Below are 20,229 nucleotides of genomic sequence, written 5' to 3'. Positions count from 1 at the left end.
AATACTAAACATTTAATGAGTCGTTTTATTACGACTCATTACCCTGCTGAATTCGACGTAAAGAGCGCTCTCGGCGTGATTCTTCGCGCGTCAAATCCAACAATGTTTCTTCGATATACGCTAAATGAGAGTGCGACATTTCTCGTGCCTTTTCTGGCTGACCAGAAACAATCGCATCCACAATATTAGCTCTATGTTTACTGACTTTCTCCGACACTTCAGTGCGGCGATGTAATAACTTTAAATTTTGTAGAACATTTTGCTCAAGTAGTGGAGCTAAGCTTCGGATAATATGCAATAAAACCACATTATGAGCCGCTTCTGTTAAGGCAATAAGAAACGCCATTACGGCCGACGCTTCTGCCTCTACATCCTGCTTTTCCTGCACTTCACTGATATTGGCTAAACAGCTTTCTATCTGAGCGAAATCTTCTTCTGTACCACGCAATGCTGCAAAATAAGCTGAAATGCCTTCCATTGCGTGACGAGCTTCTAGCAAGTCAAGCTGTGTTTCATTATGAGATGAAAGGAGTTCTAGCAAAGGATCTGAAAAACTTTTCCATATGTTGTCACTGACAAACGTACCGCCACCCTGTCTTCGAGTCAGCAGGCGCTTTGCTTCCAAGCGCTGAATTGCTTCTCGAATTGAAGGTCGAGAAACATCAAATTGTTTTGCCAGTTCACGTTCAGGAGGCAATTGTTGCCCCGCAGAAAGTGTTCCTTCGACGATCAGCCGCTCAAGTTCCTGTTCGATAACATCCGAAAGTTTGGGCTGACGAATCCTTTGATAAGCCATGGCTATAGTTCTACTTTTCTTATGCAGTCAATTGGTATTACCAATTTCAAGTTGGGCTAAAAATTAACACATTTAAAACGCAAATGTCTAGCGAAAAATTGATTCACATCATAGAAGCAGGCCGACGTTAACAGCCCTGAAACATTTATAGATTAAAACATCAACACCTTTGGTCAGACCAATTACATACAAGAAACCTATCGGGCATTTCTCGTGCTAGTAAAACCATTAGAAATCAATAAGTAAGGAAGAAAAATTTAGTGATGTGAATTTGATTTATATCAAAAAGAGAAGGTAAAAGATGTGCGAGCAATTTTTTATAATTTGAGTAACAAAATAAATATAATGGCAGTCGGTGTTCTAACCCATTGGTAGTAATAACATTTTGTCACAAACTCTGTTTAAAGACTCTGCTTAAAGCGAGTCCAATCAAAAACCAACCCAGGATCAGTCTTTCTTAGAGGGGCAATATATTGGTGCCCCGTTATTCGTTCGGGGGTAATTTGCGGGTACTGCGACAAAATAGCCGTTGTTAGTTCAGCCAAGCTCTGATATTGCTCCTGGCTATACGGAAGAAAGTCTGTCCCTTCTAACTCGATACCAATTGAGTAATCGTTGCATTTGTCTCTCCCAGCAAAACTCGATACACCAGCATGCCAAGCACGCGCAGAGAACGGGACAAACTGCACGACCTCTCCGTCACGACGAATGAGACAATGGGCGGAAACGCGCACATTCTCGATAACTTTAAAAAACGGATGAAGGCTCGCATCAAGAGTACCTTGGAAAAATGACTCAATGTGATCGCCACCAAATTGCCCTGGCGGCAAACTGATGTTGTGCACCACCAGCAAAGAGATGTCTTGCTCATCACTTCGAGCGTCAAAGTGTGGTGATGGCACGCGTCGAGCCGGTAAATACCAGCCCTGTTCATCGACCGTAAATGTGGCGGCTTCACGTCGAGTCGTATTGGTGTTTTGCATACTAATGATGTCCATCTGCACAAGGTTCGCTATGATTTTATCTAACAACCAATAAAATGCGAGAATTGATGCTGAAATTACGCACAAGCCAGAGTATCATGCCCACTTTGTTCCCCCATATAGACTCCTTAAGCGATGAAAAACACACATAACAGCCAAGAACGCCTCGAGTATTTAAAGCAGCAACTTCCTACTGAAATTACTCGTGCCGTCGCCGATACACTTCGTGAAGACTTGGGCGGAACGCTAGATGCAAGCGCCGACATCACCACCCGCTTAATCCCTGCAGAAACGCAAAATGTCGCGACGATTATTACCCGTGAGCACGGTGTTTTTTGTGGCAAAATGTGGGCGGACGAAGTGTTCAAACAACTCGGTGGTGAAGTCACCATTGATTGGCATGTTAATGATGGCGACAAGGTGGAACCTAACCAAGTTCTTTGCACTATGTCAGGCCCAGCTCGCATTCTATTAACAGGTGAACGCAATGCGATGAATTTCATCCAAACACTCTCTGGTTGCGCGACTATTACTGCCCAGTATGCAGAAAAGATTGCCCACACACAGTGCCGCTTATTGGATACTCGTAAGACTATCCCAGGTCTGCGTAGCGCACTGAAATATGCCGTCGCCTGTGGTGGTGGTTTCAACCACCGTATTGGTGTATTTGATGCCTATTTAATTAAAGAAAACCACATCATCGCTTGCGGTGGGATCACCAAAGCCATCACAACGGCTAAGCAATTAAACCCTGGCAAACCCGTTGAAGTCGAAACAGAGTCACTGGAAGAGTTAAACCAAGCCATTGAAGCAGGGGCAGACATCATCATGCTGGATAACTTTACGACCGACATGATGCGTGAAGCTGTGAAAATCAACGCGGGCCGCGCTGCACTAGAAAACTCAGGGAACGTCACGATGGACACCATCAAAGAGTTTGCCGAGACAGGAGTAGATTATATTTCGGTTGGCGCGCTGACGAAGCATTTGAAAGCGATGGATTTATCGATGAGGTTTAAGGGGTAAGAGCGGTTTAAGAGCTGGGTCCTGGGTCCTGGGTCCTGGGTCCTGGAGGAAAAATAAACTGAGCGGAGTCTGATTAGACTTCGCTTTTTTTATGTTTATGGTCCTATGGTCCTATGGTCCTATGGTCCTATGGTCCTATGGTCCTATGGTCCTATGGTCCTATGGTCCTATGGTCCCAGACTACGTTTAATGCTCTATCTGTCAAATAATACTGTTAATTCAGTATCCCCATCTAGGAACTAGGAACAGCTCTTCCCCTAAACCATAGAACCGCTCTTCCTCCCCTTACAACCCAAACTCCAACCCCACTCGCAACCTCGCCTGCACACCTTGCAACACATTCCAAAAATTTCCCAACTCACTCGTAGCTCAATCATTGTGCGCTTTATTGCGTATGGCCTGCTCTCTACTGTAGCTAGACATGACTATTTTAAGGACAAAATAATGAGAAAAATGAATAAACAACAAGGTTTTACCTTGATCGAGTTAATGATTGTAGTCGCGGTGATTGGGGTATTGGCAGCAGTTGCTCTTCCTCAGTATCAAAAATATGTCGGTAAATCGGAAGCAGCTTCGGCTTTAGCAACACTATCTGGTTTAAAAACCAACGTTGAAACATACACCCTTGAAAAAGGAAGTTTCCCAAACTCTAGTCAGGCAGGTGTTAAAGAATTACTTGGTTTTCCATCTTCTATAAGTAATGCCATTACTACAGCTCAGGGTTCAGCTAGTGCCGCTGGAACAGTTATAATCACATTCTCTGACATACCAAATTCTAGCCCGTCAGTTAAGGGGCAAAAACTTGGATTAGTTAGAGATGAGAATGGTGGCTGGAGTTGCAAAAGTACAGCCTCTTCGAACTCAGGAATCTTGCCAAAAGGTTGCTCTGAAGACTCAAGTCTATAAATGCAATCCAATCTCCCCTCTATTTTACAGCACGCTAGTCTAATTAGTGCGTCGCAAGCGGAGTCGGTGTTAGATCTCATCGCCACATCGGGCTGTTCCGCACCCGATGCGGTGCTTGAGTTGAATCTATTCACGCCACAGGAATTCACCCACCAGCTGAGTGTATTATTCGGGCTGGCGGTGACGCCTATTCATCGCTTTGATTTTACCGAGCTTTGCCAACGCTTAGGGCTACGCGATGCCATCACGACCCACAACGCCTTACCCTTATCTCAATGTAATGGCGTACTCACCATCGCCATTGCTGACCCGACCTTACAACATGTCGAAAATGACTTTCGCTTTGCCACGGGAATGCAGATTGAGCTGGTGTTAGCGAGCCATCAAGACATTCGCGCCGCCATTCGGCGTATGTACGGAGAAACGGGCGATAGTTGGCAAAATAGCAGTAAAGACCTCACTTCCGATGACCTAGCCAACTTAGTGCAAGTCACCGATGCTGAACTGGATAATATCGAAGACTTAAGCCTTGATGAATCGCCTGTTAGCCGTTTTATACAACAAGTTCTCATTGACGCGGTTCGAAAGAAAGCCTCCGACATTCACTTTGAACCCTATGAACACGTCTATCGTATTCGATTACGCTGTGACGGCATATTAATTGAAACCCACCAACCCGCCAGTCACCTCAGCCGACGTCTTTCTGCCCGTATTAAAATTTTGGCCAAGCTTGATATTGCCGAACGTCGCTTGCCACAAGATGGACGAATTAAACTCAAACTCTCTGACAGCGCCGCCGTAGATATGCGAGTCTCCACCCTACCAACAATGTGGGGGGAAAAGATTGTTTTGCGGATCCTTGATGGCGGATCAGCCAACTTAAACATTGATCAACTTGGCTATACGTCACAACAACGCACGCTTTACCTTAATGCCCTTAAAAAGCCGCAAGGCATGATCCTCATCACCGGCCCTACTGGTAGCGGAAAAACCGTCTCTCTGTATACCGGTTTGAGTATTCTCAATACTCCCGATCGTAATATTTCAACGGCAGAAGATCCTATCGAGATCCATCTTGATGGCATCAACCAAGTACAAGTAAACCCTAAAATTGGCTTTGGTTTCCCAGAGGCACTGCGATCATTCTTAAGGCAAGACCCCGATATTGTCATGGTGGGGGAAGTTCGAGATTTTGACACCGCAGAAATTGCGGTAAAAGCCGCGCAAACCGGCCACTTAGTTTTGTCCACCTTGCACACCAACTCTGCGATTGAAACCATAGTTCGATTACAGAACATGGGCATCGATGCTTTCAACCTGGCTTCATCATTATCTTTGATCATCGCTCAGCGACTGGCTCGTAAACTCTGCAATCACTGTAAAACGCCTGAAGTGCTGCCAATTGGGTTACAGCACAACCTCGCTTTATCACCATCGAACACCATTTATCAGGCTAATGAAAAAGGCTGCAACGCTTGCAATCATGGCTACTCAGGACGGACGGGCATTTACGAAGTCATGCCCTTTACGGCAGAACTCGCAGAGGCCGTCATGCAACAGGCAAGCATTCAAGAGCTAGAGTCTATCGCCAAGTCGCAAGGCATGCTCACCTTAAAGCAATCCGGGGTCACTAAGCTTGAACAAGGGATGACCAGCTTTAAAGAGCTGCAGCGGGTTCTCTATTTCTAGGCCATGTATTTTAAGAGTTAGGTTCGACATCACTGCCTTTGCGCTACAAGCTCTCTGTCACTTTGAAGGAAACGACAATGGCTAAAATACAAGCGATCCCACTAAAAACCTTTCGCTGGAAAGGTATCAACAGCACCGGTAAAAAGGTATCGGGACATACACTTGCCATGACAGAAAGTGAGGTCAGGGATAAGCTTAAAAGTCAGCATGTTCAAATTAAGAAAATCACCCGTCATAGCGTATCACTTTGGACCAAGCTGACTCATCGAATCCAACGACAAGATATCACCACGCTGACACGTCAGCTTGCCACCATGTTAAGTACCGGCATTCCCATAATTCATGCGCTTAAATTGGTCGCAGATAACCACACCAAAGCGGAAATGAAATCTGTTCTCGGACAAATCTGTAAATCGATTGAAGCAGGAACACCTATCTCACGAGCCATGCAAATGACCAGTGTGCATTTTGATAGTTTCTACGTCGACATGGTTGCCACCGGTGAAACATCGGGAAACCTACCCGCGGTCTTCGAACGTCTCGCTCTGTATAGAGAAAAGCAAGAAGCCCTGAAATCTAAAGTCGTCAAAGCTCTCATCTACCCCGGCATGGTGCTTTTAGTCTCCTTCATCGTCACCTTTTTAATGTTGACGCAAGTGATCCCAGAATTTGAAAGCATGTTCAACGGATTTAACGCAACCTTGCCTTGGTTTACCTTACAAGTGCTCCAAGCCTCTCATTGGTTACAAGACAACGGGAGTATACTTATCTTCAGTATCGGCGTCGCTCTGGTCGCTTTTCGCTTATTAAGAAAGCAAAATGCGGCGTTTAAATTGCAGAGCAGTCGGTTGTCCCTTCGCATCCCCATCATAGGAGGTATCATCACCAAGGCTTCAATCGCCAAATTTAGTCGTACCCTAGCCACCAGCTTTAGCTCAGGGATCCCTATTTTGTCGAGTATTCAGGCCAGTGCAAAAACTGCTGACTGTACCTATTATCAGCAATCCATTCTTTCGATTCATGGCGATGTCGTCGCCGGGACCCCTATTCACCTTGCCATGCGTAATGCCAATGCCTTCCCCGAGATGGTGCTACAAATGGTCATGATCGGTGAAGAGTCAGGGCAACTCGATGACATGCTAAATAAAATTGCAGCCATCTATGAATTTGAGGTGGATAACACCGTCGATAATCTCGGAAAAATACTCGAGCCATTCATTATTGTTTTTCTAGGAACCATGGTGGGAGGGTTAGTGGTCGCAATGTACCTTCCTATCTTTAACTTAATGTCGGTAATAGGCTAACATAGGCAATAACCTGTTGATTCTTTAGGCTAGCACTCAAAATGGACGTTTTTATCTATTATCCTTGGCTTTATTCAGTCTTCGCCGCCATTGTAGGCCTAATTGTGGGTAGTTTTCTTAATGTTGTGATACACCGTCTACCCATCATGATGGAAAGAGGCTGGCGCCAAGAGTGTGCTGAAGCCTTTCCCGAATATCACATTGAGCCACCTAAAGGTGACTATAATCTGAGTATTCCTCGCTCAAGCTGCCCCAAGTGCCAAACTGCAATACGGATAGTGGATAATATTCCCGTTTTAAGCTGGCTCTTATTACAAGGTAAATGCCGCCAATGCGGTAATAAAATAAGCGCACGCTACCCAATTATTGAATTGCTCAGTGCTGTACTTGCCACTGTCGTGGCAGTTGAATTAGGGTTCAGCCTTTACAGCGTCGCCTTGATTGCGTTTACTTTTACACTCATCGCGGCAACTTTTATCGACCTTGATACTATGCTACTGCCCGATCAGCTCACATTGCCGCTTATGTGGGCAGGTATCTCACTGGCGTTATTCGGCATTTCGCCTATTTCTCTAATGGACTCGGTTATTGGCGCCATGCTTGGCTATCTCTGTCTTTGGTCTGTCTATTGGGCATTTAAACTACTGACAGGCAAAGAAGGTATGGGCTATGGCGACTTTAAACTGCTGGCGGCGTTAGGAGCATGGTTAGGGTGGGCACACCTTCCCATCATTGTGTTACTTTCCTCAGTGGTCGGAGTCATATTTGGTCTCATCCAGCTTCGGCTACAAAAAAAGGGCATTGATATGGCGTTCCCTTTTGGTCCTTATTTAGCCATCGCAGGCTGGGTTTGTGCACTGTGGGGAGATGCCCTCATCAATTATTATTTAACTGCTGTTGTAGGAGCCAGTTTATGAGTTATGTCATTGGACTCACTGGAGGGATAGCGAGTGGGAAAACCACCGTGGCGAACCTTTTTCGTGATGAGTTTAATATCGAGTTGGTTGATGCCGATATAGTGGCGCGAGAAGTGGTCGAAAAAGACTCCCCCGGACTTAACGCTATAACCGCGCAATTTGGTCCATCAATACTGCTGCCTAGCGGGGAATTGAATCGCACAGCACTAAGAGAGCGTATTTTTGCTAGCGAGCAGGATAAGGAATGGATCAATCAGTTACTCCACCCTATGATTCGCCAGCGCATGCAAGTTTTACTGGATAATTCAAAAAGCCCTTACACACTTTTTGTTGTTCCGCTGTTGGTTGAAAACGGCTTAAATAGCATGGCCGATCGCGTCTTGGTCGTTGATGTCCAAGAAGAAACGCAAATTTACCGAACAATGACACGGGACGGTGTACCAGAATCACAAGTGCGTTCTATACTCAATTCACAAGCTGACCGAGAAACTCGACTAGCGTATGCCGATGATGTGATTGATAATAATACGAACAACGCTCAACTTTTGTCCCAAGTCACACAATTACACCAAAAGTACCTAGCATTGTGCAGTCAAAATCGGTGAAAATAATAGGGAAGCGTTTAAAGGCTAGTGAAATGACAACAAATAGATTCGAACATCCTCTTAATGAAAAAACTAGAATTTACCTAAGAGTTGAATCTCTCCTGAGACAGCTTCAGCATTCTTCGTCATTTTCAGACAGTCATCAGCACCAAATTTTCTTTAAATCACTTTTTGATTTGCTGGAGATATTTGAGCAGATGCAGCTCAAGAGTGAATTAGCAAAAGATCTTGAAAAACAAAGACAGACCTATCGTTCATGGTTAAACATCGACGATGTCGATCAAGAGATGCTAAGCAACCTCCTTCGAGACATCGACGTCGTTCATAAAGAGCTCATGATGGCAGAACGTTTTGGTCAGTCACTGAGAGAAGACCGTTTTCTTAGTGCTATCCGTCAACGCTTTGGTTTACCAGGCGGCTCATGTTGCTTCGATTTGCCGTCCCTACACTATTGGCTCCACCTGCCTTTAGAAAAACGCATGCACGATTCGGAGAAATGGCTCAGCAATCTCAAACCTCTCATGAACGCGCTCAGTATGTGGTTAAAACTCACACGAGAAACTGGGCGAACGAAGCCACAGATTGCACGCTCTGGTTTTTATCAAAGTGATGCCGAAGAAGCGAATATCCTAAGACTCACCATTCCAATGGAGTGCGGTGTCTACCCTATGATTTCAGGCCATAAAAACCGATTTGCTATTAAGTTTATTGCCTTTGAGTCAGGACAAGCCTACCCTAACGATGTTGAATTTGAACTGGCTGTTTGCAGCTAAACAATGTGAAGTGTGGATCCAATTATGAGTAAACCAACCATCGTTCAGTGCCCTCAATGTAAGGTCGATGTGATATGGAGCGCAGAAGAAAGCCCGTTCAGGCCTTTTTGCTCTAAACAATGCCAAATGATTGATTTCGGCGAATGGGCTGACGAAGAGAATGCCATCGCTGGTGCCCCCGATATGTCCGACAGCGACGGTTGGTCAGAAGACCAGTACTAGTCTAACTGTACAATCAAGCAGATAATAAAAAAGGCTGAGAATCATCTCAGCCTTTTTTATTTAACGCGTTTTTATTCTTAACCGGCCTCTTTGCGGCGCAATACCACTATAGTTTTCTTCGCAGCAACATCGTCGCAATCAACAAGAAAATGATACTAGGTCCCAGAGCGCCAAAGACGGGCGGAATGCCATAGACCAAGCTCAATGGCCCAAAGAATTCACTTGAGATATAAAAGGTAAATCCAGCAACAACACCCGACAGAATTCGAGCCCCCATCGTAACACTACGCAGTGGACCAAAAACAAACGATAGAGCCATCAACATCATAACGCCGACCGAAATAGGCTGCGTGGCTTTACGCCAAAACGCTAACTCGTAGCGAGAAGAGTCTTGCTCGGACGCGTCTAAGTATTTCATATAATCGTATAAGCCACTGATCGGCAATTCATTCAAATCAACCGTCACGACTTTCAACTTATCCGGAACTAAGGACGTTTCCCATTGATATGTCGGAAACGTCTCTTTAGTGAAGGCTTCGGTGTTCTCTAAGTTGGTGACTTGAACATCGTTCATGACCCAACCATTTGTACCAATGTAATCGGCGCTTTCTGCAAAAATAGTGCTGGTTAGCTTTTTATTTTCATCGAACCGCCAAAGATTCAACCCTGTTAGGGTGTTGTCACTAACACTCGATATGAAAATAAAGTCATTACCATCGCGCGCCCACACACCATTTCTCACAGAAACGATGCTGCCTCCTGAAGTCGCTTGTAAGCGTAAGTCTCGAGCCATCTGTTGCGTTGTCGGGGCGCCCCATTCACCTAGCGCCATCACGATAATCATCAGTGGTACTGCGGTTTTTAGTACCGATAGACCAATCCGCACTTTTGATATACCTGCAGCTTGCATGACGACAAGCTCTGAACTGCTAGCCAGCATCCCTAAACCGATCAACGCGCCTAACAGTGATGCCATAGCAAAGAATAACTCTATGTCACGCGGCATTCCTAGCAGCACGAAATACAATGCCGATAAGAGATCGTAGCTACCTTCGCCAACAGAGCGCAATTGCTCTACATATTTAATAACCGCTGATAAACCAACAAATACCGCCAGTACCAACAAAATGGTGGTGATGATGGTGCGGCCAACATAGACATCTAAAATTTTAAACATGGATTAGGCTGCCTCTTTTCGTTTGTAACGCTTCTGCCTAAATTTCTCGCGAAACTTACGCATGCCAACCGTGTCATAAGCGTTGACCATAATGGCAGTGAACAAAAGAGCAATATTAATTGGCCACAATCCGATGTAAGACGGGATAGAACCATCTTCTAACGATGACTTCATGGCACTGATCGCCAAAAAGTAAGTGAAATAAACCAAAATAGCTGGCCCCATTTTGGCAAACTTCCCTTGTCTTGGGTTCACCGCGGAGAGCGGAACCACGAGCATCGTCAGAAGCGGGATACAAATGACCAGTGAAATTCGCCAATGTAATTCAGCTTGCGCTTTGGGGTCCGGATTAGAGATCAGATCCAATGTTGGTATCGCCATCCAAGAGCGCCCTCGGGCTTGCGTTTCGCGTTGCCCAATCATGCCTTCGTAATCAGAAAACTCCGTCACCATGTACTCTAAGCGTGTTGGCGCACCTTCATAGCGCACACCATCATACAAAGCGATAATCTGGCGGCCATCACTGAGCTCTTTCACTTCACCCGATTGGGATGAAATGACACTCGGCAAAACCGTGTCACGGGGACTAAGTTGCGCGACAAACACATTTTCAAGTTTTTTATCTTTAATGCTATCGATAAAAATTACCGAGGTCCCGTCTGGCGTTCGTTGGAATTGACCCGTTTGTAATAATTCTACTGAATTCTCTGAGGCCAATTTCTCTCGTATTTGAACTTCTTGCTCTTGTGTCCAAGGCGCCAACCAAAATGCATTAAATGCAGCAAGTGCACATGTGATCGCCGCCAAGTACATAGCCGCACGAATCAGGAACTTATTCCCAATCCCAGTGGCGTTCATAACGGTAATTTCACTTTCGGCGTAAAGTCGCCCAAACGTTACCAAAATGCCGATATAAATACTTAATGGAAACATCAGTAAGCCCATCGTCGGCATACTGATCCCCACAAGGGTCATAATGAGTCCAGCGGGAATATCTCCATCAGAAGCATCCGCAAGCACATTGATAAATTGACGGCTGAAAAACACTAAAAAGAGCACAAAAAATATGGCTAATTGGCTCTTAACTGTTTCTCTGATCAAATATCTAACAATAATCACAGTGAAAACACCTATACAAAACTTGTTTTTTTGGTTGAATCGCTATAGTTTTCGGATAAACCTTTTATTTTTTACTTTTTGGATCACTTTTTATCTTACAATTATAGGCCGAACTAACGACTATGATTCAAACTTTGATAATTGATTATCCAACATTTAGTTCTATTTGTCTTTAGGATGTAGGAGTACGCATGGAGTTTAGTGTTAAAAGTGGCAGCCCAGAGAAGCAACGCAGTGCATGCATTGTCGTCGGCGTATTTGAGCCACGTCGTCTCTCTCCGGTTGCAGAGCAACTCGATAAAATCAGTGATGGCTATATTAGCTCTTTGCTACGCCGTGGTGACCTAGAAGGTAAACCAGGGCAAATGCTACTGTTGCATCAAGTACCTGGCGTGCTTTCTGAGCGTGTTCTTCTGGTGGGTTGTGGCAAAGAACGTGAGCTGGGTGAGCGTCAATACAAAGAGATTATCCAAAAAACCATCAGTACTTTAAATGAAACTGGTTCTATGGAAGCCGTCTGCTTCCTGACAGAACTGCACGTTAAAGGTCGCGATACGTACTGGAAAGTGCGTCAAGCGGTTGAAGCGACAAAAGATGGTCTTTACACGTTTGATCAATTCAAGAGCAACAAACCAGAAACGCGTCGCCCGTTGCGTAAACTGGTGTTTAACGTGCCGACACGCCGTGAGTTAAACCTTGGTGAAAAGGCTATTTCTCACGGTCTTGCCATTGCATCAGGTGTGAAAACGTCGAAAGACCTAGGTAACATGCCACCGAACATCGCAAACCCTGCCTACTTAGCGTCTCAGGCTCGTCGTCTTGCTGACGATTACGAGACCGTGACCACCAAGATCATTGGTGAGCAAGAGATGGAAAAGCTAGGTATGACCTCTTATCTAGCGGTTGGACGCGGTTCTAAAAATGAATCCCTGATGTCTATCATGGCATACAAAGGCAACCCAGATTCCGATGCGAAACCGATTGTACTTATTGGTAAAGGCTTAACGTTCGATTCAGGCGGTATTTCACTCAAGCCAGGTGAAGGCATGGATGAAATGAAGTATGACATGTGTGGTGCCGCGTCCGTGATGGGTACCATGAAAGCCTTGGCAAAGTTGAACCTACCGATCAATGTTATTGGTATTCTTGCGGGCTGTGAAAACATGCCTGGCAGTAACGCTTATCGCCCTGGTGACATTCTAACAACGATGTCAGGCCAAACAGTAGAAGTGCTTAATACCGACGCAGAAGGTCGCTTAGTGCTTTGTGATGCCCTCACTTACGTCGAGCGTTTTGAGCCTGAATGTGTCGTCGATGTTGCTACACTAACTGGTGCATGTGTTATCGCTCTAGGTCATCACATTAGTGGTGTCCTTTCTAACCATAACCCGCTATCTCATGAGCTGGTTAACGCTTCAGAGCAAGCCGGCGATCGCGCTTGGCGCCTACCAATGGCCGATGAGTACCAAGAACAACTAAGTAGCCCATTCGCTGATATGGCGAATATTGGCGGCCGTCCTGGTGGCACAATTACCGCAGGTTGTTTCTTATCTCGCTTTACGAAGAAGTATCATTGGGCACACTTAGATATTGCAGGCACAGCTTGGAAATCGGGTAAAGCTAAAGGGTCAACAGGTCGTCCTGTCTCCCTACTTGTCCAATTCTTACTAAATCGAAGTGGCCACGAAACTGAAGAATAAAAAAAGGGCCTAACGGCCCTTTTACTTTTTAGGTAGCTATGCAAACTGCAACATTTTATATCGTTGAAGAAGAAAGCTTGGAAAATACACAGCCAGGCTTTTTTGCTTATGTTCACTATCTTTGCCGACACTTTACTGGCCAAGGTGCCAAGATCTATCTCAATGCCACCGACCGAGTCTCCGCAGAAGCTTGGGCCGAATACTTTTGGCAAGTTGATGCAGCCGCGTTTATCGCTCACAATTTAGTTGGTGAGGGGCCTAAAAATGGCACCCCTGTCGAGATTGGATTTGATGGTTTAAAGCCAAGTTGGAATCGTCAGTTGGTGATAAATGTTGCCGAGACGCACGCAACCTTTGCCCAGACATTCGCTCAAGTGGTAGACTTCGTGCCTTGCGAAGAAAAAGCTAAGCAACTTGCTCGAGAAAGGTATAAAATTTACCGTCAAGCAGGCTACCAGCTACAGACCATCAAGATTCAGCACACTGAATCCTAATCACGGTCAATCCTTATAGGTAAGCGATGATCACGCTTAATTATAAGGTTTGACAGATTTCTTTCACAGTATTAATAAGTTAAGTATCCAGAACGCTATGGAAAAGACATATAACCCAACATCAATCGAACAAGCTTTGTATAAAGCTTGGGAAGAGAAAGGCTACTTCAAGCCACACGGTGACACTTCAAAAGAAGCTTACAGCATCATGATCCCGCCACCGAACGTCACTGGTAGCCTACACATGGGCCATGCCTTCCAAGATACAATCATGGATACACTTATCCGTGCTCAGCGTATGAAAGGTAAAAATACGCTATGGCAGGTGGGTACTGACCACGCAGGCATCGCTACACAAATGGTTGTAGAGCGTAAAATTGCGGCAGAAGAAGGCAAAACAAAACACGACTACGGTCGTGAAGCTTTCATCGACAAAATTTGGGAATGGAAAGCCGAATCTGGCGGCACGATCACTCAACAACTTCGTCGTCTTGGTGCATCTGTAGACTGGGATCGTGAACGATTCACTATGGATGACGGCCTATCGGCTGCGACTCAAGAAGTGTTTGTTCGTCTATACGAAGAAGACCTAATCTACCGTGGTAAGCGTCTAGTCAACTGGGATCCTAAACTGCACACTGCAATCTCAGATCTTGAAGTTGAAAACAAAGACAAAAAAGGCTTCATGTGGCACTTCCGCTACCCGCTAGCAAACGGTGTTAAAACGGCTGATGGTAAAGACTACATCGTTGTTGCGACGACTCGTCCAGAAACCATGCTTGGCGATACTGGTGTTGCTGTTAACCCAGAAGATCCTCGTTACAAAGATCTTATCGGTAAAGACATCCTACTTCCAGTTGTAAACCGTCTTATCCCTATCGTAGGCGACGAGCACGCAGACATGGAAAAAGGCACGGGTTGTGTGAAAGTCACACCAGCTCATGACTTTAACGATTACGAAGTGGGTAAGCGCAACAACCTACCAATGATCAACATCCTAACGTTCAACGCTGATATCCGTGATGCTGCTGAAGTCTTCACAACAAACGGCGAAGAAAGCGATGTTTACTCAACGGACATCCCTGCTAAGTACCAAGGCATGGAGCGTTTTGCTGCACGTAAAGCTATCGTTGCTGAATTCAAAGAGCTTGGTCTTCTTGAAGAGATCAAAGATCACGACCTAACGGTTCCTTACGGCGACCGTGGTGGCGTAGTTATCGAACCAATGCTGACTGACCAATGGTACGTGCGCACAGCACCTCTAGCAGAACCTGCAGTTAAAGCCGTTGAAGATGGTCAAATCCAATTCGTACCTAAGCAGTACGAAAACATGTACTTCGCGTGGATGCGTGACGTGCAAGACTGGTGTATCTCTCGTCAACTTTGGTGGGGCCACCGTATCCCAGCATGGTACGACAACGATGGTAAAGTTTACGTCGGTCGCACTGAAGAAGAAGTTCGTGAAAAGAACAACCTAGCGCCTGTTATTGTCCTTAAGCAAGACAACGACGTTCTAGATACCTGGTTCTCTTCTGCGCTTTGGACGTTCGGCACACAAGGCTGGCCTGAAGATACTGAAGCACTGAAAACATTCCACCCATCTGAAGTATTAGTATCTGGTTTTGATATTATCTTCTTCTGGGTTGCTCGTATGATCATGATGACCATGCACTTCGTGAAAGACGAAGATGGCAAAGCTCAAGTCCCTTTCAAAACGGTTTACATGACGGGTCTTATCCGTGATGAAAACGGCGACAAGATGTCTAAGTCGAAAGGTAACGTACTTGACCCAATCGACATGATTGACGGCATCGGCCTCGAAGAGCTAGTGGAGAAGCGTTGTGGCAACATGATGCAACCTAAACTGGCTGCTAAGATCGAAAAAGCAACGCGCAAAACTTTCGAAAACGGTATCGAACCTTACGGTACTGACGCACTGCGTTTCACGCTTGCTGCTATGGCTTCAACTGGCCGTGACATCAACTGGGATATGAAGCGTCTTGAAGGTTACCGTAACTTCTGTAACAAGCTATGGAACGCAAGCCGTTACGTACTGATGAACACAGAAGAGCACGACTGTGGCATGTCACTGTCTGTAGAAGACCGTGCCAACATGGAGTTCTCTCTAGCAGACAAGTGGATTGAATCTCAGTTTGAAGTTGCAGCGAAAGAGTTTAATGCTCACCTAGACAACTACCGTCTAGACATGGCAGCAAACACGCTTTACGAGTTCATCTGGAACCAATTCTGTGACTGGTACCTAGAGCTAACTAAACCTGTTCTTTGGAAAGGTAGCGAAGCTCAGCAACAAGCAACGCGTTACACGCTTATCACGGTTCTTGAGAAGACGCTACGTCTTGCACACCCGGTTCTTCCTTATATCACTGAATCTATCTGGCAAAGTGTTAAGCCGCTAGTAGACGGTGTTGAAGGCGAGACCATCATGACTCAAGCGCTACCTCAGTTTAATGAAGATAACTTCAATGCTGAGATCGTTGATGACATCGAGTGGGTTAAAACTTTCATTACGGCAATCCGTAACTTGCGTGCTGAATATGACATTGCACCGAGCAAAGGCCTAGAAGTGATGGTTAAAGTCGCTGATGAGAAAGATGCAGCTCGTATTGAAGCGAATAAGATCGTTCTTAATGCACTTGCTAAACTTGATGATATTAAAGTTCTTGCTGACAACGAAGCCACACCAGCGTGTGCGACCAAGCTTGTTGGTAAGTCTGAACTAATGATTCCGATGGCTGGGCTTATCGATAAAGACGCAGAACTTGCTCGTCTCGATAAAGAAATGGCTAAGATTCAAGGTGAAATTAAGCGTACTGAAGGGAAGCTAAGCAATGAAGGTTTTGTTGCCAAAGCACCTGAAGCGGTTATTGCAAAAGAACGTGAAAAGCTTGATGGCTACAAAGAAACGTTAATTAAACTTGAAGAGCAAAAACAGACGATTGCATCTCTATAACGGCTCACGATTAAACCGATATTGTTTATCTGAGTTTGTTGTTTGAATAAAAAGACCGAAAGCTAACGTTTTCGGTCTTTTTAATATCATCAACTATTTAAGCACGGTTTCCAGCGCTTTAAGACACAAGGCAACATTCTCTTTTCTTGCCGCATAGCCCATTAAACCGATCCGCCAAGCTTTACCTGCCAATGCACCTAAACCCGCACCAATTTCCAAGTTGTAGCCTTCAAGCAATTGCTGCCTCACAGCCACATCATCAATTCCCTCAGGGAAATACACTGCGTTAAGCTGTGGTAATCGACTCTCTTTTTCAACCACAAAAGTCAGCCCTAATTTTTCTAGCCCATCGGCGAGTAAGCTATGCATATCTTTATGACGCTGCCATGCATTTTCTAACCCTTCATTCTTCAACAACACTAGTGATTCATGCAAAGCATAAAGACTATTCACTGGCGCTGTATGATGGTAACTACGCTTACCTTCTCCACTCCAATAACCTAACACCAAACTTTGATCTAAGAACCAGCTTTGAACGGGCGTTTTACGTGCTTTAATTCGTTCAATCGCGAGGGGCGATAACGTCACAGGGGATAGTCCCGGAACACAAGACAAACATTTTTGACTCCCAGAGTATACGGCATCAAGTTGCCACTCATCCACGAGCAGAGGCACGCCACCAAGCGATGTCACCGCGTCTACAATCGTGAGCATACCATTTTGCTTCGCAAGCTGACTTAGCTGCTTAGCATCGCTTACCGCTCCAGTAGAGGTCTCTGCATGCACAAATGCTAATAACACTGCATCTGGGTTATCAGAAATAGCTTGCTGCACTTTTTCAACGGAAACCGGCTTACCCCATTCATCGTCAACGACAATCGCTTCGCCACCGCAACGAATGACATTTTCTTTCATACGATCACCGAAAACACCATTTCGGCAAACAATGACTTTGTCCCCAGGCTCGATTAAGTTAACAAAGCAAGCTTCCATTCCTGCACTCCCAGGGGCAGAAACGGCAATCGTAAACTCATTCTCCGTCTGAAATGCGTACTTAAGTAATGCCTTTAACTCATCCATCATGCCAATGAACAGTGGATCTAAATGGCCAATAGTCGGGCGACTAAGCGCCTGTAATACCTGTGGGTAGATATCTGAAGGCCCAGGTCCCATGAGTATTCTGTGCGGGGGTACAAAGCTCGAAATCGTCATCGAAAATCCTTTTTTCTAATAATAATGAAGTTACTTGGGTATAAAGAATCTTTAAGTCTAACTAGTTTGTTCTACAATACGCATCAGATCAACAAATTTGTAACAAATTTGAGGGGTAGTATTTTGATTAAATTGCCTCAGTCCATTGACATTTGCATCGCAAAAACGTTGAATAAACAAGCTATCAAGCAGAAGAGGAGCACTGCCCAGGCAAGTGACAATGTGGAGCCTCAACTCCAATACATTACACTCATGGGGAGCAGTGCCGAGATAAACTAAATTTGATGGATTAGTTTATCGGTTAACTGGGCTGAATCCCTTTAACTGTCACCAAACCAAATTGGTGAAGAGCTTCTGAGGTCGATTCATATCATATGCCTCTACTCTTTATTTCTCTTCAAACATCGGACGTTGGGTCTTAACCCTATAATTTTACTTATTGGAATATCCTGGAGAAAACTGTGAGCGCATTCAATGTAGCTAAATTTGGTGGCACAAGCGTCGCCAACTTCGAAGCCATGAGCCGTTGTGCTGAAATCATCGAAAACAACCCCGAAACCAGACTAGTCGTTAGCAGCGCATGTTCAGGGGTGACGAATATCTTAGTTTCACTGGCCAATGGCGTTAAAAGTGATGAAGAGCGCTTAGCGCTTATCGAAAAACTAAGAGACATTCACTTTGCGATACTAAGTCAACTCAAGGATACAAGCTCCATTGAGCCACGCATTAACGCACTCATTGAAAAGATATCAACATTATCGGAAGTCGCCTGTATTGATGTCACTGCCAAACTGACTGACCATTTAGTGGCATGTGGAGAAAGAATGTCTACACACATTCTTTCTCAGCTAATGGTAGAACGTGGTATTGATGCGGTCAGATTTGATATTCGCCAAGTATTAAGAACCGATAGTACTTATGGAAAAGCCGAACCAAATCTAGAACAAACCAAAGCGCTTGCAGAGCAAAACCTCATCCCTTTGTGTAAGAAACATGTTGTCATCACTCAAGGGTTTATTGGTGCCGATGTGGATGGTGAAACCACAACATTAGGTCGTGGCGGTAGCGATTATAGTGCAGCCCTTATTGCAGAGGCTGTCGAAGCAAGCGGCTTAGAGATCTGGACTGACGTTCCTGGGATCTATACTACTGATCCTAGAATCGCCCCTAACGCTCGTCCTATTCCAGAAATCAGCTTTAGTGAAGCTTCTGAAATGGCAAACTTTGGTGCCAAGATCCTCCATCCATCGACATTATTGCCAGCGCTGAGACATCAAATTCCCGTTTTTGTGGGCTCTTCGAAAGCCCCGCAAGAAGGCGGAACTTGGGTACGTCAAACCGTAGAAAGTGCGCCACTTTTTCGGGCGTTAGCGTTAAGAAATAACCAAACCATGGTGACATTACGTAACCCTAAGATGTTCCAAGCCTACGGTTTTTTAGCTGATGTATTTACCATACTCGCCAAGCACAAAATCTCGGTAGACCTTATTACCACTTCTGAAGTGAGCGTTTCATTAACACTCGATCAAACAGACACCAGTGGGAAGGCCCCTGAACTACCGTTAGATGTGAAGCAAGAGCTCGAAGAACTGTGTCTCGTCGAAGTAAAACAAGACCTTAGCCTAATCGCATTGATCGGTAATAAAATGAGTGAAAAGAAGGGTTCCGCTAAAGCGGTATTTGGAACACTTGAGGAGTTTAATCTGCGCATGATCTGTTATGGTGCTAGTCCTCATAACTTGTGTTTCTTGCTTGACTCAGATGTCGCAAAGGAAGCAGTTAAACGACTACATATCGACTTATTTGAATAATTATCAGATAGTTAAGTAAACTAAACAGTAAGCCTAGGCCAAGAGCTTAGGCTTTTTATATGCTCAAATGTTGAAGCAAGCTATTAGTATAATAGCTTGCTTCAGAACTTAAAAAGCCCCAGTATCTCGAAACCGCCCTGCGAATTTAACGCTCTAATAAAAATGAAGGTATGGGCGAAACTTGAACCTGCACAGGTATCTCAGGTATCTCAGGTAAAGTAAGTAGCCCGCTCTAGTACTGACAATTTTCTTCAGACGTAAAAAAGCCCTAGTCTTTCGACTAAGGCTTAGTATAAATGGCGGAGTGGACGGGACTCGAACCCGCGACCCCCGGCGTGACAGGCCGGTATTCTAACCAACTGAACTACCACTCCGCAGTGGTATCTTTTACTAAATAAAGTCTTAGCGTTGGTCGCTTTATTTAGTTTTGCCTTTAGATTATTTAAAATCTAAAAACAAGAAAACAAGCCTGGCGATGTCCTACTCTCACATGGGGAAACCCCACACTACCATCGGCGCTACTG

The 20,229-nt window shown here is 45.0% G+C and carries 17 protein-coding genes, 1 tRNA gene and 1 riboswitch; of the genes, 12 read left to right on the top strand and 6 right to left on the bottom strand.

Features of this window, described 5'->3' with window-relative positions; translation table 11 throughout:
• Positions 1-28 precede the first annotated feature (28 nt).
• Positions 29-796 carry a pyruvate dehydrogenase complex transcriptional repressor PdhR gene (gene pdhR / locus M9196_RS09860; RefSeq protein WP_250617376.1) on the bottom strand — a complete coding sequence of 256 codons (768 nt, stop codon included), beginning with the start codon at positions 794-796 and terminating at the stop codon, positions 29-31.
• A gap of 401 nt (positions 797-1,197) precedes the next feature.
• Positions 1,198-1,779, bottom strand: coding sequence for a 1,6-anhydro-N-acetylmuramyl-L-alanine amidase AmpD (gene ampD, locus M9196_RS09855; protein WP_250617375.1), 582 nt, complete (start codon positions 1,777-1,779; stop codon positions 1,198-1,200).
• Between the two features lie 135 nt (positions 1,780-1,914).
• Between ampD and nadC the strand changes: the two genes are divergently transcribed.
• The 8 genes from nadC to yacG all read left to right on the top strand — a co-directional run bounded on the left by nadC (position 1,915) and on the right by yacG (position 9,221).
• The gene (gene nadC / locus M9196_RS09850) at positions 1,915-2,805 is read left to right on the top strand and encodes a carboxylating nicotinate-nucleotide diphosphorylase (RefSeq protein ID WP_250617374.1); all 891 of its coding nucleotides are present in this window, start codon (positions 1,915-1,917) and stop codon (positions 2,803-2,805) included.
• Positions 2,806-3,249: 444 nt separating this feature from the next.
• On the top strand, positions 3,250-3,711 hold the full coding sequence (locus M9196_RS09845) for a pilin (RefSeq protein ID WP_406707660.1): 462 nt from the start codon (positions 3,250-3,252) through the stop codon (positions 3,709-3,711).
• Positions 3,712-5,400, top strand: coding sequence for a type IV-A pilus assembly ATPase PilB (gene pilB, locus M9196_RS09840; protein WP_250617373.1), 1,689 nt, complete (start codon positions 3,712-3,714; stop codon positions 5,398-5,400).
• A 77-nt stretch (positions 5,401-5,477) separates the two neighbouring features.
• Positions 5,478-6,704 (top strand): type II secretion system F family protein, encoded by a 1,227-nt coding sequence (locus M9196_RS09835; RefSeq protein WP_250617372.1) that lies wholly within the window; start codon positions 5,478-5,480, stop codon positions 6,702-6,704.
• Between the two features lie 41 nt (positions 6,705-6,745).
• Positions 6,746-7,621, top strand: coding sequence for a prepilin peptidase (locus M9196_RS09830; protein WP_250617371.1), 876 nt, complete (start codon positions 6,746-6,748; stop codon positions 7,619-7,621).
• Positions 7,618-8,226, top strand: coding sequence for a dephospho-CoA kinase (coaE, locus tag M9196_RS09825; RefSeq protein ID WP_250617370.1), 609 nt, complete (start codon positions 7,618-7,620; stop codon positions 8,224-8,226). Before M9196_RS09830 ends, coaE begins: the two co-directional genes overlap by 4 nt.
• Positions 8,227-8,258: 32 nt before the next feature.
• Positions 8,259-8,999, top strand: a complete 741-nt coding sequence (gene zapD, locus M9196_RS09820) for a cell division protein ZapD (RefSeq protein WP_250617369.1) — start codon at positions 8,259-8,261, stop codon at positions 8,997-8,999.
• Between the two features lie 24 nt (positions 9,000-9,023).
• On the top strand, positions 9,024-9,221 hold the full coding sequence (yacG, locus tag M9196_RS09815; RefSeq protein WP_250617368.1) for a DNA gyrase inhibitor YacG: 198 nt from the start codon (positions 9,024-9,026) through the stop codon (positions 9,219-9,221).
• A 106-nt stretch (positions 9,222-9,327) separates the two neighbouring features.
• Here yacG and lptG read toward each other — a convergent pair whose 3' ends face one another.
• Positions 9,328-10,398: an LPS export ABC transporter permease LptG gene (gene lptG, locus M9196_RS09810; protein WP_250617367.1), complete on the bottom strand. Its 1,071-nt coding sequence runs from the start codon at positions 10,396-10,398 to the stop codon at positions 9,328-9,330.
• A 3-nt stretch (positions 10,399-10,401) separates the two neighbouring features.
• Positions 10,402-11,517 (bottom strand): LPS export ABC transporter permease LptF, encoded by a 1,116-nt coding sequence (lptF, locus tag M9196_RS09805; protein ID WP_250617366.1) that lies wholly within the window; start codon positions 11,515-11,517, stop codon positions 10,402-10,404.
• 191 nt (positions 11,518-11,708) lie between these two features.
• Here lptF and pepA point away from each other — a divergent pair, with 191 nt between their 5' ends.
• The 3 genes from pepA (at position 11,709) to M9196_RS09790 (ending at position 16,682) form a co-directional block, all read left to right on the top strand.
• Entirely contained in the window at positions 11,709-13,217 is a 1,509-nt protein-coding gene (gene pepA / locus M9196_RS09800; protein ID WP_250617365.1) for a leucyl aminopeptidase, read from the top strand.
• 38 nt (positions 13,218-13,255) lie between these two features.
• A complete protein-coding gene (locus tag M9196_RS09795; protein ID WP_250617364.1) occupies positions 13,256-13,711 on the top strand; it encodes a DNA polymerase III subunit chi in 456 nt (151 codons plus the stop codon).
• Positions 13,712-13,808: 97 nt separating this feature from the next.
• The gene (locus M9196_RS09790; RefSeq protein ID WP_250617363.1) at positions 13,809-16,682 is read left to right on the top strand and encodes a valine--tRNA ligase; all 2,874 of its coding nucleotides are present in this window, start codon (positions 13,809-13,811) and stop codon (positions 16,680-16,682) included.
• A gap of 93 nt (positions 16,683-16,775) precedes the next feature.
• Here M9196_RS09790 and M9196_RS09785 read toward each other — a convergent pair whose 3' ends face one another.
• On the bottom strand, positions 16,776-17,894 hold the full coding sequence (locus M9196_RS09785; protein ID WP_250617362.1) for a pyridoxal-phosphate-dependent aminotransferase family protein: 1,119 nt from the start codon (positions 17,892-17,894) through the stop codon (positions 16,776-16,778).
• A 184-nt stretch (positions 17,895-18,078) separates the two neighbouring features.
• A riboswitch (Lysine riboswitch) is annotated at positions 18,079-18,256 on the top strand.
• A 99-nt stretch (positions 18,257-18,355) separates the two neighbouring features.
• Between M9196_RS09785 and lysC the strand changes: the two genes are divergently transcribed.
• A complete protein-coding gene (lysC, locus tag M9196_RS09780; RefSeq protein WP_250617361.1) occupies positions 18,356-19,705 on the top strand; it encodes a lysine-sensitive aspartokinase 3 in 1,350 nt (449 codons plus the stop codon).
• A 297-nt stretch (positions 19,706-20,002) separates the two neighbouring features.
• On the opposite strand, the gene M9196_RS09775 is transcribed toward lysC, so the two are convergent.
• Positions 20,003-20,079: transfer RNA gene (locus tag M9196_RS09775), tRNA-Asp, on the bottom strand.
• Between the last annotated feature and the right edge of the window lie 150 nt (positions 20,080-20,229).

This window comes from Vibrio methylphosphonaticus, assembly GCF_023634655.1.
GTDB classification, from domain to species: Bacteria; Pseudomonadota; Gammaproteobacteria; order Enterobacterales; family Vibrionaceae; genus Vibrio; species Vibrio methylphosphonaticus.
This window is presented reverse-complemented; position numbering and strand designations above follow the sequence as displayed.